At 68.6% G+C, this 15644-nt stretch carries 12 protein-coding genes and 1 tRNA gene; 5 read left to right on the plus strand and 8 right to left on the minus strand.

Annotation, left to right across the window (positions count from 1 at the left end; all coding sequences use genetic code 11):
- The 3 genes from AX018_RS03175 to AX018_RS24580 form a co-directional block, all read right to left on the minus strand.
- Positions 1-271: helix-turn-helix domain-containing protein (locus AX018_RS03175; RefSeq protein WP_146749206.1), on the minus strand; the 271-nt coding region annotated here is incomplete at its 3' end.
- Between the two features lie 88 nt (positions 272-359).
- On the minus strand, positions 360-728 hold the full coding sequence (locus AX018_RS24575) for a hypothetical protein (RefSeq protein WP_146749207.1): 369 nt from the start codon (positions 726-728) through the stop codon (positions 360-362).
- Between the two features lie 222 nt (positions 729-950).
- Positions 951-1538 carry a hypothetical protein gene (locus tag AX018_RS24580; protein WP_146749208.1) on the minus strand — a complete coding sequence of 196 codons (588 nt, stop codon included), beginning with the start codon at positions 1536-1538 and terminating at the stop codon, positions 951-953.
- 650 nt (positions 1539-2188) lie between these two features.
- Here AX018_RS24580 and AX018_RS03180 point away from each other — a divergent pair.
- Positions 2189-2407 (plus strand): hypothetical protein, encoded by a 219-nt coding sequence (locus AX018_RS03180; RefSeq protein ID WP_111875877.1) that lies wholly within the window; start codon positions 2189-2191, stop codon positions 2405-2407.
- A 64-nt stretch (positions 2408-2471) separates the two neighbouring features.
- Here AX018_RS03180 and AX018_RS03185 read toward each other — a convergent pair.
- Positions 2472-2548: transfer RNA gene (locus AX018_RS03185), tRNA-Arg, on the minus strand.
- Between the two features lie 262 nt (positions 2549-2810).
- On the opposite strand from AX018_RS03185, the gene AX018_RS03190 reads away from it, so the two are divergent.
- Entirely contained in the window at positions 2811-4562 is a 1752-nt protein-coding gene (locus tag AX018_RS03190) for a cation:proton antiporter domain-containing protein (RefSeq protein ID WP_111875878.1), read from the plus strand.
- A gap of 275 nt (positions 4563-4837) precedes the next feature.
- On the opposite strand, the gene AX018_RS03195 is transcribed toward AX018_RS03190, so the two are convergent.
- The gene (locus AX018_RS03195) at positions 4838-6703 is read right to left on the minus strand and encodes a M14 family metallopeptidase (protein WP_111875879.1); all 1866 of its coding nucleotides are present in this window, start codon (positions 6701-6703) and stop codon (positions 4838-4840) included.
- Positions 6704-6955: 252 nt separating this feature from the next.
- The gene (locus AX018_RS03200; RefSeq protein WP_111875880.1) at positions 6956-8749 is read right to left on the minus strand and encodes a DEAD/DEAH box helicase; all 1794 of its coding nucleotides are present in this window, start codon (positions 8747-8749) and stop codon (positions 6956-6958) included.
- A gap of 351 nt (positions 8750-9100) precedes the next feature.
- Between AX018_RS03200 and atpC the strand changes: the two genes are divergently transcribed.
- The 3 genes from atpC to AX018_RS03215 all read left to right on the plus strand — a co-directional run bounded on the left by atpC (position 9101) and on the right by AX018_RS03215 (position 13746).
- Positions 9101-9556, plus strand: a complete 456-nt coding sequence (gene atpC, locus AX018_RS03205) for an ATP synthase F1 subunit epsilon (protein ID WP_111875881.1) — start codon at positions 9101-9103, stop codon at positions 9554-9556.
- 145 nt (positions 9557-9701) lie between these two features.
- Positions 9702-11363, plus strand: coding sequence for an energy-dependent translational throttle protein EttA (ettA, locus tag AX018_RS03210; protein ID WP_111875882.1), 1662 nt, complete (start codon positions 9702-9704; stop codon positions 11361-11363).
- Positions 11364-11427: 64 nt separating this feature from the next.
- Positions 11428-13746: a DUF1631 family protein gene (locus AX018_RS03215; protein ID WP_111875883.1), complete on the plus strand. Its 2319-nt coding sequence runs from the start codon at positions 11428-11430 to the stop codon at positions 13744-13746.
- Between the two features lie 126 nt (positions 13747-13872).
- Here AX018_RS03215 and AX018_RS03220 read toward each other — a convergent pair whose 3' ends face one another.
- Together AX018_RS03220 and AX018_RS03225 are read right to left on the minus strand one after the other, a co-directional pair.
- Positions 13873-14838, minus strand: coding sequence for a DMT family transporter (locus tag AX018_RS03220; RefSeq protein ID WP_111875884.1), 966 nt, complete (start codon positions 14836-14838; stop codon positions 13873-13875).
- Between the two features lie 54 nt (positions 14839-14892).
- Positions 14893-15642, minus strand: a complete 750-nt coding sequence (locus AX018_RS03225) for a helix-turn-helix transcriptional regulator (protein WP_111875885.1) — start codon at positions 15640-15642, stop codon at positions 14893-14895.
- Positions 15643-15644: the final 2 nt, after the last annotated feature.

Genomic DNA, 15644 nt, shown 5'->3' on the forward strand with positions numbered 1-15644 from the left:
AGCCCAGCATGTGGGCTACCAGTGGCCACAGCGGCCCATCGGGATCGAGCTTGGCCGCAGGGCGTGTTGCTCGGCGTCGCGCCACACAGGCCGCTTGTGCCGTCTTCCATGCGTAGCCGCCATCGTGCTGGTTGCGCCGCAATTCACGGCTCAGGCTCGCCGCGCTGCGTCCCAAGCTCCGGCCGATGAATCGCACGCTCCGTCCTTGCTCTTTCAGCGTCTGCAGCATCACCCGCTCTTCAGGCTGCAACTGCTGGAATCTTCTCGTCATCTTCACACCCTACCTCATGGGCCAGGTGTTGCATTTCAGATTTGAGACCGCCTTCCATAACCAAAGCAATCATAGGTTGATTTTCCCTTTATCGGGCCTGCCTTAGCTGCTTTCTCGCTTCCAATCTTGCATACCAGTCCTGCCCTTTCGACCCCGTCCTATCACGAATGCTGGTCTTAAGGTCATGAGTTTTTGCATTAAGGTCTTTTACCTTGGCTTCAAACTGATTTCGCTGGACTTCTATTTCATCCCTATCACCGAACAGCTTTGCCCTCAATTCTTGAAGGCTTGATATTTCAGCCTGAATTTCAGACTTCTCACCAAAATCCCTAGATACCCTTTTCTTAGAAAAGAGTAGATCCAATTGCTCTTTTGTTTTTCTAATAGCTTCGCCTATTTTCCTTTGCGATACTCGTGCATCTTTTAGGAGTGAATATGCTTGGTCAGCAACCTTCATGCACGAAAAATGCATGTCGACGAGCACTTTGAAGTCGTATGAATTTCTGGCATCAGATAAGTGATTCTGAATCTGATTTTCATGCCACTCAATGCTCCGCTTAACCTCTTCCCGCTTTGACCGCCATCGTTCTCTTTCTGCTCCGGCTTGCTCTTGAAGCTCGTTGTAAATCCATACCCCAGCCCCAATGAGAGCCAATCCCGCTATTATTGGTAGCATAAATTATTGGCCGCCGTCGCTAAAGGTCAGTATCAACTCACTGCGAGGCATAGCCTCAAGAGCCTTCTGAGTGTTCTTCGCTATCAAATCTAATTTGACTATACTTTGCTCTCCAATATTCTTGAGTGACTCCGTGAACATCGCTATTGTTGTGTGCGAAAGCTGCTTTTCCTCAAGGGAAAGATCTGGATCCGATATATTCTTCACCAAATTATCAATGCAATCCAGAATTCTTTTCTTTTCAAGGTGTGAATTTTCCAAATCTCTACTAACAACCTGAAGAGCCATATGCAAAGCCACTCGCCGCTCTTCTAGCAATTGAAGCCCGGCACGTAGGGCGGCATCAATTTGGTGATGCCTAATTCCCGCTTCAGCCTCAATTCGCTCTTGTTCTGTCTCCAGGATTTTTACCTGGTGCTTGTAATAGACAAGCTGGGCAATTGTTTCAGATGCGAATTGCAAAGGATTTAGGCTTTTCATGAAGCCCATAAATCCGTTTCTATCAAATTCAAGTGGCTTGCTCTCTTTCACCTCTTGAATTAGCTTTCCGGGAAGTTTTTCTTGTTTCTGCGGAAGGTTCTTGCTCTTCATGTAAATTATCCTCTGATGGTTGGCTTGACATAAGAAGCGTATCAAAGTCCAGTTTCTGTGTCTGCTAACTATTCCTCGTTCACTTGCCACCCAACTTGATGAGTAGGGTTCCCACCTCTGCCGTAGGGTCGCCGTTCCTGAGACTCACATGCACCGTGCTTGTTCGTGGGAGTACGGTAGACTGCCTGTAGCACCTTCTAGGGCAGGGGGTGTAGCACTTTTTCTGTTGTTTTTCGTCCGCTCTGATTGGAAAACTCTTTTATAAACAATGGCTTGGCAACAATCTGGATTTACTCCCATCAGCCACCCCAGATCAGCAAAGGCGCTGCAACTTCCAAGGTTGCAGCGCCTTTTGTCTTTCATGCGTTGAAACAGCCTGGAGCGGGCAAGGTGCGGGGCATCGGCGGTCCCCGAAGGCCTGGCCGGCCCTGAGGCAGGCAAAGCTCCGCATCCTGGCCGCACAGACGGAGCGCCCGATGCTTGCCCATTCGCAGGGGAATGCACATGGCGTTCGGGCGCACCCTGCGGGATGCCTGCCATGCAGGACAGGGGCTTACAGCCTGTACCCGGTATGTCCCACTCCTGACAGAAGGCCTCGGGCTCCTAATAAAGCCCGAGGCCTTTCCATTTCATGAAAGCAGGAGTCCGCGATGCACGCCTATCCGTTTCTGTCCATGGCCATTCCTCCCGCGGAGCCTGCAGAGCAGGGCGGCATCCAGATGGGGCAGCACGACGTTCCCCTGGGGCCGATGCAGGCGGGCGATCGCGACCCTTGCCCCGACATGGGAGACATCCCGGACGGCCTGGAAAGATCGGATGTGCAGTTGTGCGATGCGGAGATCTTGATGACCCGCCAGTCGATGGGCTGAGGAGGGCGTGGGGCCGCCCTGCCGGAATCTTTTGATGCGGGAGGGCCTGCGTGGCGTGGCAGTGTGGCCTGCCCGGAGGGACTCGAACCCCCGACCTATTGCTTAGAAGGCAATTGCTCTATCCAGTTGAGCTACGGGCAGACGGCGTGGATGCGCGCCACGAAACGGCATCCATCGGCTGAGGCGGCGCTTGCCTTCCGTGCCGCGAAGGCCGCGGAGCGGTGCAGCGCCTCGATGCCCCGCCACTGCGGCAGGCATCGTGCTCAGGGGCTGAATCATACCCGGGCCACCACCGACCCAAGCGCGTGCCGCACTTTGCACGATGCCACCGCTTGCGGTTATAACGGGGTGGCCCGCCCTTGCCCGCGCTCCGTGCGCTGTCTGCCAAAGCCCCTTCTTTGACATGCCCCACAGCGTCTCCCTCATCCACACCATCGCCGTAGGCCTCGGGCTTGCGCTTGCCCTGGGTTTTCTCGCGACCCGGCTCCGCCTGCCCGCGCTGGTCGGCTACCTGCTGGCGGGCGTGGCGATCGGGCCCTACACCCCGGGCTTCGTGGCCGATGGCGCGATGGCCAGCCAATTGGCCGAGATCGGGGTGATGCTGCTCATGTTCGGCGTCGGGCTGCATTTCTCATTGGGGGATCTGCTGGCGGTGCGAAAGATCGCCTTGCCGGGCGCGATCGTGCAGATGGCCGTGGCGACGCTGCTCGGCATGGGGCTGGCTTCCTGGTGGGGCTGGGGCCTGGGGGGGGCCCTGGTGTTCGGCCTCTCGCTCTCGGTGGCCAGCACCGTGGTGCTGCTGCGCGCTCTGGAGTCGCTCGGCATCCTGGATTCGTACACCGGGCGCATCGCGGTCGGATGGCTGGTCGTGGAAGACCTGGCGATGGTGCTCGTGCTGGTGCTCCTGCCACCGCTGGCCGGATGGCTGGGCGGCACGGCTGCGGGTCAGGTCGTGGCGGGGCCTGCGCTCTGGAAGACCCTGGGCTGGACCCTGGCGCAGGTCGGAGGGTTCGTGGCGGTGATGCTGCTCGTGGGGCGCCGGGTGTTCCCCTGGCTGCTGTGGCAGGTCGCGCGCACCGGCTCGCGCGAGCTCTTCACGCTGTGCGTGGTGGCGGCGGCAGTGGGGATCGCCTTCGGCTCCGCGGCGCTGTTCGGGGTGTCCTTCGCGCTGGGGGCTTTCTTCGCAGGCATGGTGATGCGCGAGTCGGAGTTCAGCCACCGCGCCGCACAGGAATCGCTGCCGCTGCGCGATGCATTCGCGGTGCTGTTCTTCGTGTCGGTGGGCATGCTCTTCGATCCCTGGGTGCTGGTCCAGCGGCCGTTCCAGGTGCTGGCCGTGGTGGCCATCATCATCCTGGGCAAGACGTTCGCGGCCGCCGCGCTGGTGCTGGCGTTCCGGTATCCGCTGAACACGGCGCTGACGGTGTCGGCCAGCCTGGCGCAGATCGGCGAGTTCTCCTTCATCCTGGTCGGGCTGGGGGCTTCCCTGGGCATGCTGCCGCCCGAGGGCGCGAGCCTGGTGCTGGCCGGGGCGCTGATCTCCATCGCGCTCAATCCCGTGCTGTTCCGCGCGATCGCGCCCTTGCAGGACTGGCTGCGGGCCCGCTCGGCCTGGGCCCGCAAGCTGGAGCAGCGCGACGACCCGCTGGCGGAGCTGCCGGTCAGCACGCACCAGCGCTATCTGGCGCGCCAGGTGGTGCTGGTGGGCTACGGCCGGGTGGGGCGCCGGATCGCGGCGGCGCTCTCGGCCCGCGACATCCCCTTCGTGGTGGCCGAGCAGAACCGCGAAATCGTCGAATCGCTGCGGGAGGCCGGCATGGCCGCCGTCGCCGGGGACGCCGTGGACCCCGCCGTGCTGATCCAGGCGCACATCGCCCGCGCGCACATGCTGGTGATCGCCACCCCGGACACGCTGGACGTGCGGCAGATCGTGGAGACGGCGCGCACGCTCAATCCGGCGATCGAAACCGTGGTGCGCAGCCACAACGAGGAAGAGGCCCAATTGCTCGAAAAAGAGGGCGTGGGCAAGGTCTTCCTGGGCGAGGAGGCGCTGGCGGTGGCCATGACCTCGCACGTGGTGGCTGTGGCCGGATCGCAGGAGCGGTGGGGCACGACGGCGCCGGGCGCGCTGGATGAGCACCACGCGTCGGTCTGATCCGGAGCTGCCTCCGATCGGGTGCCGCCAGGGATCGCTGCGCCGTTGCGCTGGAAGGGCGCCCGGAATGGCCCTGGGGCATCTCGGGTGCCCTTTTCTTGGTCAAATCCGCTTCATGTCGCCGGATTTTCTACATAGTTCGCTATATTTTTAGGAGCATTGGGCTTCGCCTGCTTCCGGCGGGGGCTTGAGGGGCCACCGCCCGCGTGCGCCGTCGGCCCGGCCCGGGGCCGGGCCGTGGTGCCCTGCGCGGCGTCATGCCTGGCGGAAGGGCATCAATCGGGTTCCTCGAAGACCAGCGCCGGCGTGGACATCACCCGCGCGGTGTCGGCAAGGCCTTCGATGATCCGGTTCGCGAAATAGCTGTTCTGCGTGTCGGGTTCGAGTGCGGCCACGGCGAGGTTCGCGAGCGGCTGGTTGAGCGGCACGTAGTAGCTGCCCGCCGGCGCATCGATGGCGGTGCGCACGGGGGCGACCTGCACCCGCACGATGTCGGCCGGGCCGGCCACCGTGCCGCGCACGTCCTGGCGCGGGGCGGTGTCCCGCGCGGTTTCGCGGAAGGTGTCGGCCAGCAGGGAGCCCTGCTCGGCCACGCGCATCACCTGCAGGCCCAGCAGCCGCAGCCGCTCCACGGCGGTGGTGGCCGTGGGCGCGAGCCAGTAGCCGCAAGGGCGGGGCCGGGCGGAGAGCGTGCGCAGCTCCAGGGAGGAGTTCCAGTCCACGCGCACGGTCTTGTCCGCGCCCGTCTCGGGGTCGAGCATGAGCAGGTCGCGCTGGGTGGCGGTGGGGCCGGCTTCGATGGTGACCTCGCCGCGGCAGGCCTGGGCGGCGGTGTCGCGCGCCACGAAGGAGCGCACCTGCTCCAGGTTGGGCGCGCGCTCGGCCGTGCTGCGCAGCGCGCTCGTGACGGCGGTCACCTGCGTGTGCACGCGCCGCTGAATGTGCAGCCGGTCGATGCCCACGCCCCGGGTTTCGATGAGCAGGCTCACGGCGTTCTTGAGGCCATTGACGTTGCGGCCGGTGTCGGGCTGGGTGCCGCCCATGGACACGCGCCGGTCGGCCGGGTCGGTAGACGTGGTGTAGTACCACTCGCTGGTCAGGCCCTGGCCTTGCAGGGCCGCCACCATGGGCTGGTGGTACCACTCGCGCGAGGCCTTGGTGAGGAACTCGGGCATGTTGGCCGTGGTGGCGTATTGCAGCAGGGCGTCGTAGCGCTGGATGGCGCCGAACTTTTCAAGGAAGCGGCCCGCCACGGTGTATTCGTGCGCGTCGATGATGGCGATGGGGCGGTAGTCGCGCACCAGCCGCGCCAGCGCCTGGGCCTCCGGCGTGGAGAGCAGCAGGTGGTCGCGGTTCATGTCGGTGCCGTTGGCCGTCACCCGCGTGCCGGCTTCCGCGCCGTCCGGATTTGCACGCGGCACGACCACGACGTTGATGCGGTCGAGCAGGGGTTCGAGCAGGCCCTGGGTCAACTCGCGCGCGATGACCAGCAGCGCCTCGGCGCCCGCGGGCTCGTCGCCGTGCTGCTGGCCGATCAGCACCACGGTGGGGCGGCCGTTCGCATCCAGGTCCGCCAGTGCCGTGCCGGCGCCGTGCGTGGCGACCAGTGCCTCCAGGGGAGCCCCGCGCTGCGAGCGGCCCAGCTCGATCACGCTGGCCTTGGTGGCTCCACCCGTCGCCTGGGATGCCAGGCGGTGCAGCCACTGGGAGGCCTCGGCGTTGGTGGTGAAGGCGCGGCGGCCCTCCGCGAGGCCCGGGGTGTCGTAGCGCACGGCCGGATCGGGAAAGCGCGCGGCGACGGCGGCGCTGTAGGGCAGGGGGCCGGCGGGCGGCTGGGCCGCGGGAGCCGGCGCGGCGGCCGGTTGAGGGAGAAGGGGGCTGGACGTCACCGGCGAGGTGACGACCTCGGCGCGCGTGGTGCCCAGCGGGGGCGGCACGGCCCGCTCCTGCGCGGCGCGGGGAGCAGGCTGTGTGCCGGATGGCACCGGCGTGGGCGCGGTGGCGGGCCATGGAGGCAGCGGCGTGCTGCCGCAACCCGCCACCAGCACGGCGATGGCCAGTGCCATGCCCGCCCAGGCGCCGGGTCTGGCGGCGAGTGCGGAAGGCAGGAAGGGGCGGAGGGCAACGAGGGGCTGGTTCATGGGAATCGGGGCCGCATTCGGCCGGCTGTGGCGGGCGGGGCCGATGTTACCCGGCGTTGCAGCCGGTGCCTGTCGGCGGGAATCCCGCACGGGCCCATGGCCCGCGTGGCGGGGGATGTCCGACCGCCGCCGTGCGGGCCGGATCGATGCGGGGCACCCCGGAATGCACAACGGCGCGGTGCCGGCGGGTGAGCACCGATACCGCGCCGTGGGGCGCCACAGGTTGGACGGCCTGCAGACCGTTGCGTGAGATCAGCGGCCGAAAGAGCCGCCGCCGCGGGGGCCGCGTCCACCGCCGCCTCCGCCGCCGCTGCGGCCACCACCGTAGCCGCCACCACCACCGCCGCCGCTGCGGAAGCCGCCGCCGCGCCGGCCGCGGTCGGCCATGCTGTCCACGCTGGTGCGCATGGGGTCGGGCTGGCCTCCACCGCTGCCCTGGCGGCTGGGGCCGAGGTGCGTGCCGAGCTGGGTGCCCAGGTGTGCATTCTCGCGGCGCGGCTGCATGTCGTCGGAGCGGTAGCCACCGCCACCGCCTTCACTCCGGGCGGGGCGGTTGCCGCGCCCGGCGGGGGCGCCGCCGTTGCCGCGGGGCGGATGACCGCCATTGCCCGATCGCGCGGGGGCGCCGTTGGCATTCGCGTGGCCCTGCGGGCCGCCGCGGCCGCGCTGGGATTTGCCGCCGCCACCTGCGTTGCCACCATCACCCTGCGGGCCGCGCTGGCCGCCGGCCTTGCCGCCGCCCGAGCGTTCGCCCTGGGCGGCCTTGTTGGTGCGGATGCGCTCCATCATCTCGGTGCGCGCGGCCTTGGCGGCCGCCTGCATGACCTCGCGGCTCGGCGGCTTGCCGGCGCCGCCCCAGATGGTCTGGCGGCCCATGGCGATGGGCTCGGCCTTCTCGTCGGGCTCGGGGCCGAAGCCGTCGAGCAGCTGCACGGGGATCTCCTGCTTGGTGAAGCGCTCGATCTCCATCATGAAGCCTTCCTCGTCCATGCAGACCAGGCTCACGGCCTCGCCGCTCGCGCCCGCGCGGCCGGTGCGGCCGATGCGGTGCACGTAGTCTTCGGGCACGTTGGGGATTTCGTAGTTGACGACGTGCGGCAGCTCGTCGATGTCGATGCCGCGCGCGGCGATGTCGGTGGCCACCAGGGCGCGGATGTCGCCGGTCTTGAAGCCCGAGAGGGCCTGCGTGCGGGCGCTCTGGCTCTTGTTGCCGTGCAGCGCCATGGCGGTGACGCCGTTCTTGGTGAGGAACTCGGCCACGTTGTTGGCGCCGAACTTGGTGCGCGTGAACACCAGCACCTGGCTCCAGTTGTGCTGCTGGATGATGTGCAGCAGCACCTGCTTTTTCTTGCCGCGGCCCACGGGGTGGATCACCTGGGTGATGCGCTGCACCGTGGTGTTGCGCGGCGTGACCTGGATGCTCTGCGGATTGCGCAGCAGGCTGTTGGCGAGTTCGCGGATCTCATCGCTGAACGTGGCCGAGAACAGCAGGCTCTGCTTGTCGCGCGGCACCAGGGCCAGCACCTTCTTCACGTCGTGGATGAAGCCCATGTCCAGCATGCGGTCGGCTTCGTCCAGCACCAGGATCTCGACGGTGGACAGGTCCAGGAAGCCTTGCTGCTGCAGGTCCAGCAGGCGGCCGGGGGTGGCCACCAGCACGTCCACGCCGCGCTTGATGCGGTCGATCTGCGGGTTCATGCCGACGCCGCCGAAGACCACGGTGGAGTGGATGTCGAGGTACTTGCCGTAGGCGCGCACGGATTCCTCGACCTGGGCGGCCAGCTCGCGCGTGGGGGTCAGCACCAGCGCGCGGATGCCCTTGCCGCCGAACTTGGACCGGGGCACCGTGCCCTGCGAGAGGCGGTGCAGCATGGGCAGCGTGAAGGCGGCGGTCTTGCCGGTGCCGGTCTGGGCGCCGGCGAGCAGGTCGTGCCCTTCGAGGACCGCGGGGATGGCCTGTGCCTGGATGGGCGTGGGATTCTCGTAGCCCTGCTCATGCACGGCTTTCAGAATGGCGGGGGCCAGATTCAGTTCGTCAAAAGTCATTCAAGGAAACGCCCTCTCCGGGCGCGGGGGGCATCGGCCTGTCGCAAGGCCCGGAGGGATTGCGTCCAGTCAAGGCAGATGGGATTCACGAACGGGAGCCAGAACACCGCGTGGCGGCTTCCTCGTCCCCAGCAGGTTGCTGAGGCCGCCGGTCACTGGAGCCGACGGCTGGGTCGCTATTGTGGCATGAGATGTGATGCGTCGCAGAGCTTGGCCGCATGCATCGCTCGGCTGCCGCGCAGGGCCGAGGCAGGGGGGCGTAGACTGGCGCCTCGAATGAAACGATGTGGCGGGGCGGCGCCATCGGGGTTTTCCCGGCGCCATTCCGCCTGTGAGAACGGATCAAAAAAGATGTCTTCTGCGGAATCGAGCCCGGCACCCGGAGGCCAGGGCGGGGCACTCCATCTGGAGATCGCCCACATGGAGGGGCTGGTGTGGGCCGGGCCCGTGCGCGTGGCGAGCCTGCCGGGCACCGAGGGGGCGTTCGGCGTGCTGCGCGGCCACACGCCGCTGCTCACACGGCTGCGCGAGGGGTTCGTGCACATCGAAACGGCGGGTGGCGAGCATGTGCAGGTGTTCGTCTCGGGCGGCTATGCCGAGATCCAGCCCTCCCGCGTGACCGTGCTGGCGGATACCGCCGTGCGCAGCGCCGACCTCGATGCCGCGCGCGCGGAGGCGGCGCGGCAGGGGGCCGCAAGCATGCTGGGCGGCGAGCTGGCCCGGATCGACCATGCGCTGCTGCATGCCGAGCTGGCGCGCGCCGCCGCGCAGTGGACCCACGAAGCCCGCAAGCTCTCCGGGCGCTAGAGCGGCCGCCCGCCCCGGGGCCCGCGCCGGCCGACGCGGGCGAGGCAAAGCATCCGATAATCGTTGGTGACGCGCCCGCCGCGCGGCCCTCTGCCGGCCGCCCCGCGCACCGGCGGCGCAACCCCATCCCTAGGAAAGAAAGCCAATGGCCCAGTACGTTTATTCGATGAACCGTGTCAGCAAGACCGTGCCCCCGAAGCGGCAGATCTTGAAGGACATCTCCCTCTCTTTCTTCCCCGGCGCCAAGATCGGCGTGCTGGGCCTCAACGGCTCGGGCAAGTCCACCCTGCTGAAGATCATGGCCGGCGTGGACAAGGAGATCGAGGGCGAGGCCATCCCCATGCCGGGCCTGAAGATCGGTTATCTGCCGCAGGAGCCGCAGCTCAACCCGGACCACACCGTGCGCGCAAGCGTCGAGGAAGCCATGGGCGAGGTCTTCGAGGCCAAGGCCAAGCTCGAGGACGTGTATGCCGCCTATGCCGAGCCCGACGCCGATTTCGACGCGCTGGCCGCCGAGCAGGCCCGTCTCGAAGCCATCATCGCCACGGCCGGCACCGACTCCGAGCACCAGCTTGAAATCGCCGCCGACGCGCTGCGCCTGCCGCCCTGGGAAGCCACCGTGGGCGTGCTCTCCGGTGGTGAGAAGCGCCGCATCGCGCTGTGCCGCCTGCTGCTGTCCAAGCCCGACATGCTGCTGCTCGACGAGCCCACCAACCACCTGGACGCCGAAAGCGTGGACTGGCTGGAGCAGTTCCTGCACCGCTTCCCGGGCACCGTCGTGGCCATCACCCACGACCGCTACTTCCTCGACAACGCGGCCGAGTGGATCCTGGAACTGGACCGTGGCCACGGCATCCCCTACAAGGGCAACTACAGCACCTGGCTGGACCAGAAGCAGGCCCGCCTGGAGTCCGAGCAGAAGGGCGAGGAGGCCCGCGCCAAGGCCCTGAAGAAGGAACTGGAGTGGGTGCGCCAGAACGCCAAGGGCCGGCAGGCCAAGAGCAAGGCGCGTATCGCCCGCTTCGAGGAACTGAGCGACTTCGAATACCAGAAGCGCAACGAGACGCAGGAAATCTTCATCCCCGTCGCCGACCGCCTGGGCACGCAGGTCATCGAGTTCAAGAACGTCACCAAGTCGTTCGGCGACCGCGTGCTGATCGACAACCTCTCGATGAACATCCCGGCCGGCGCCATCGTCGGCATCATCGGCCCGAACGGGGCCGGCAAGTCCACGCTGTTCAAGCTGATCGCCGGCCGCGAGCAGCCCGACAGTGGCGACGTGGTGATCGGCTCCACGGTCAAGATGGCCTACGTCGACCAGAGCCGCGACGCGCTCTCGGACGAGAAGACCGTGTGGGAGGACATCTCCGGCGGCCTGGACATCATCAACATCGGCAAGTTCCAGATGGCGAGCCGGGCTTATGCGGGCCGCTTCAACTTCAACGGCGGCGACCAGCAAAAGCGCGTGGGCAGCCTGTCGGGCGGCGAGCGCGGCCGGCTGCACCTGGCCAAGACGCTGATCGCGGGCGGCAACGTGCTGCTGCTCGATGAACCCTCGAACGACCTGGACGTGGAAACCCTGCGCGCGCTGGAAGACGCGCTGCTCGAATACGCGGGCACCGTGCTGGTCATCAGCCACGACCGCTGGTTCCTCGACCGTATCGCGACGCACATCCTGGCCGCCGAAGGCGATAGCCAATGGGTGTTTTTCGATGGAAACTACCAGGAATACGAGGCCGACAAGAAGAAGCGCCTGGGCGAGGAGGGAGCCAAGCCCAAGCGGGTGCGCTACAAGGCACTGAAGTGAGCGCCGGCCGCCGCCGTTGACCTCCCCACCGTCCGATAGCGCCGCCACCTCCCTCCACCGCGCCATGTCCGCTCCCGCCTCCAGCGCCAAATCGGCGTTCCGTGCCTGTGTCGTCGCGGCCATCCGCGACGGCGAGACGCTGATGGGGGCGCTGCTCGACGCCACGCAGGCGGCGCTGGGCGCGCAGGAGTCGACCGCGCGCGATCTGCGGCGGCGCGACGCGCTGGCCGATGCGCAGCGCCTGCTCAAGCAGCAGGCCGCCGCCCTCGCCAAGGCGTACCCGATGGCGCTGCTGGAAATCTTCGCCGAAGGCCCCGCCACCGCGCGGCCGCGCCCGGTGGATGCCTCGGGCCTGGATTTCGGCGAGCTGTCGCTGATGGACGAGGCCGAGGTGCTGGCCCAGGTGGAGCTGTCGCGGGCGCAGCAGGCCGCGTTGCACGCCACGGAAGGCGTGCTGGCGGAGCTCAACACGCTGGTGAGCGCGGCTCAGGGCCTGCGCAGCGTGCAGCCCGACCGCAACCCGCTGCGGCCGGAGAACTACATCCGCGCACTGCAGCGGGTGGTGGGCGACACGGGCGTGGCGCCCGAGATGCGCGCGATCTGGATGGCGCCGATGCGCGATGCGCTCGGCACGTTGCTGCAGGGCGCCTACCGCCGCGCGGTGGAGCGCCTGCGCGAGGACGGGGTGCAGCCGGTGGGATACGCCGTCGCCGGCGGGGCCGGCACGGGCCGGGGCGAGGCATCGCGCTGGCAAGGCGCGCAGGCCAGGTACGACGCCGACATGCCGACACAGGCCGCCGCGTGGGACGGCCATGGCGTGGGGGCGGGCTGGAGCGCAGCGGCGGGCGCGTCCCTGCCGATGCCCCTGGCACCCGAAGCCGAAGAGGCCTTGCTCACCGTGGCGATGCTGCGGCAGATGCTGGTACAGCCGGTGTCCATGCCGGTGCCACTGGGCGTGATGGCGCGCGCGGCGCTGGCATCGCGGCCGGGGCCGCTGCCCTCAGGGGGCGCAGCCCCGGGCATGGCGCTGCCGCAGGGCGGCCATCTCATCGCTGCGGCGGCCGAGGCCATGGAAGACATCGCGGAGCTGGAGCGGATCGTGGGCCGCCTCTCCGGCAGTCTGCCGGCGCCGCTGGGCGCACCCGACAGCACCGGCATCGGTCCCGTGTCCATGCCGCAGGTCGCCGCTGCGCCCGGCGAGCCGGCCGCCCCCGCCCCCGCGCGGGCGCGCTCCCGCACGGCCAGCGAGGTGGTGAGCCGGATGATGGACAACATCTCGCGGGACGACCGGCTGCTGCCGCCCGTGCAGCGCGCATTGCAGAACCTGCGGCCCGCGCTCCAGCGGCTGGTGCGCCATGACCGCCGCTTCTTCACCGACGACCAGCACCCGGCGCGGCGGCTGCTCGATGCATTGACGCAGCGCGCGCTGTCCTTCGATTCGGAGGACACGGACGGCTTCAGCGGATTCGCGCGGCTCATGGAAATGGCCGTGGACCACCTGGCCAATGGCGACACGCGCCAGGCCGAGGCTTTCGAGGTGACCCTGGCGGGGCTGGAGGCCGGCTGGGCCGAGCAGGACCGCAAGCGCCGCGAGCGCGAGGAGGCCGCCCGCGCCGTGGCGCTGGAGCTGACCCGCCGCGAGGCCCTGGCGCGGCGCGTGGCCGCCGACATCCGCGCGCTGGCCGAGACGGACGACGTGCCCGCCGACATCGTGGATTTCGCGGCGGGCCCCTGGGCCGACGTCATCGCGCGCGCGCAGATGGCGCAGGCCGCCGGCACCCAGGGCGCGGAGCGAAGCGATCCGGGCGGCTATCTGGCGATGGTGCCCGAACTGTTCTGGCTCGCGCAGCCGGCCCTGGCGGCCCGCGACCCCGAGCGCCTCGCGGAGACCGCCCCGCGCATGCTGGGTACGCTGCGCCAGGGACTGGACAGCGTGGGCCACGCCGAAGACATGACCCAGGCCATCCTGGAGCGGGTGGCCGCAATGCACCAGTCGGCCGCCGACCATGCCGTGCGCCATGCGGCGGTGCCGGATTTCGGGCCCGACACGGGCGAAACCCTGTACGGGCCGGGTGCGGAGCCCGGCGAGGCGGAGCAAGGCTCCACGTCCGATGCCCCCGATGCCTCCGACGATTCCAGCGGCACGGCCCTGGCGCTGGGGACCTGGGTGGAGCTGGTCACCAACCACCGCGCGGTGCAGACGCAGCTCACCTGGGCCAGCCCGCACAACACGCTCTTCCTCTTCACGGCGCCCGATGGCAGCACGCAGTCGATGACGCGCCGCATGCGCGACAAGCTCATGGGCGAGGGGGCGCTGAAGGTGCTGCCCGGGCCGCCGCCATCGCTGCGCGGCAGGGGCGGCAAGGGCGGCAAGCCGCGTTGATGCCGAAAGGCATCGGGCGGCCGCTCGCCTGACTCTGGCCGCATTGGCATCCGGTGGCCTTGGCGTGGCCATCCCCACTCGCGGGGGATGCTGCGGCCCGGCGGGCTTGCGGGCGCCAGCCGGCCCTTACTGGGGATGGGGCTCGATGGCGCGCCGGGGCCGGTGCGCATGCACGCAAAGCAGCACGCTGGCCACCACGCAGCCCATGGCCAGCAACTCCCAGCGGGTGGGCAGGCGTTGCTCCCACAGGAAGCCGTACAGCAGCGCGAACAGCGTCTCGAACAGGATCATCTGCCCCACCATGGTCAGGGGCAGCAGCCGGCTCATGCGGTTCCAGAAGGCATTGCCGGCGATGGAGGCGGCCAGCGCCACGCCCGTCACCACCGCGGCCAGCCGCCACCACTCCGCCGCGGCATGGGTGGCGCTGTCCGTCAGCAGGGCGAGGGGCAGCAGCAGCAGCGCCTGGGCGCCGGTGACCACGCCGGTGGCGAGGTTCCAGTCCTGCACGGACACCTGGGGCAGGCGCGCCAGCTGGCGGCTGTTGCCCACGGCATAGCAGGTCCACGAGGCCAGCGCGCCGACCGCGCACAGCAGGCCCGCGAGCCCCCCGCCCGGTGCGTCGCCGCCCAGCGACTGCCAGGCAATGCACGCGATGCCGACCAGCCCGCACAGCAGCGAAGGCGCGAGCCGGCGCAGCGCGACGGCATGCTGCTCGCGGCTGCCGATCACGGTCACCGCCACCGGCAGGAAGCCGATCACCAGCGAGGTCATCGCGATGCCGCCGCGCTGCACGGCGCTGGCCAGCAGCACGTAGTACAGGGTGTTGCCCAGCAGGCTCAGCCGGCACAGCGTCCACCAGTCGCGGCGGCCCAGCCGGGACGAAAGCACCCTCCAGCGCGGCACCAGCAGCGCGGCGGCGAACAGGCCATAGGCCAGGAATCGCCCCACCGCCAGTTGCAGCGGCGTGAAGCCGCGCGCCAGCTCCGGCATGAGGAACACCAGGCCCCAGAGCGCGCCGGCGGCGACGCCGCAGCCGATGCCGACCAGGGTGCGGCGGTCCGTCGCCGCCGGGGAAACTGCAAGAGGGGTCATGTCCATAGTGTTGCCGCGCGGCCCGCCGGGCGTCTCGGCCCGGGCTGCCGTGTTTTAGGCCCGGTCTCTTGCCCGGCGCCGCCAGGCGGCCGGGGTCAGGCCGGTGGTGCGCCGCATCGCGCGGGTCAGCGCGTTCTGGTCGGAATAGCCGGCCGCCAGCGCCAGCTCGGCGATCGGGCGGTCGGTGGTGGACAGCCATTCGCGCACGCGCTGCAGCCGCAGCTGCGACAGCCAGGCCGCGGGCGTGGTGTCCAGCTCGGCGCGGAACAGCGCGTGCAGCCGGCTCACGCTCAGGCATGCTTCGCGCGCCATGTCCTCGTTCGTCCAGGGGCGCGCCGGGTCCGCCTGCATCCGCGCCATCAGCGCCGCCAGCCGCGTCTGCGGCCGGGGCGCCTCGCCGGCCAGCGCATCCAGCATCAGCGGTATCCAGTGCCGGGCCTGCCCGGCCGCGGCCGGGCCCGCCTGCAGCGTCAACCCCATGTAATCGATCAGCCGCTGCGCGGCCGGCGATACCGCCAGGAAGGGGCGGGCCGCCATGCGCTCGGCGTAGGCGCCGGGCAACTCCGTGCCGTCCAGGTCCAGCACCAGCGCGCGGTTGGCACCCTGGCCGGCCTGCGAGTGGCGCATGCCGGGCTCGACGAAGGCCGCGTGCCCTTGCTGCAGCAGCCCCTCGCGCCCGCCGATGTCCAGCTGCAGCCGCCCCGCCAGCGGCAGCACCAGCTGCGCGAAATCGTGGCGGTGCTCGTCAACCTGCGCGGCATAGCTGCGCAGGTTCAGGGCGAACGGGGGGCGGGAAGGCGGCATGG

The organism is Paracidovorax anthurii, assembly GCF_003269065.1.
Taxonomy (GTDB): domain Bacteria; phylum Pseudomonadota; class Gammaproteobacteria; order Burkholderiales; family Burkholderiaceae_C; genus Paracidovorax; species Paracidovorax anthurii.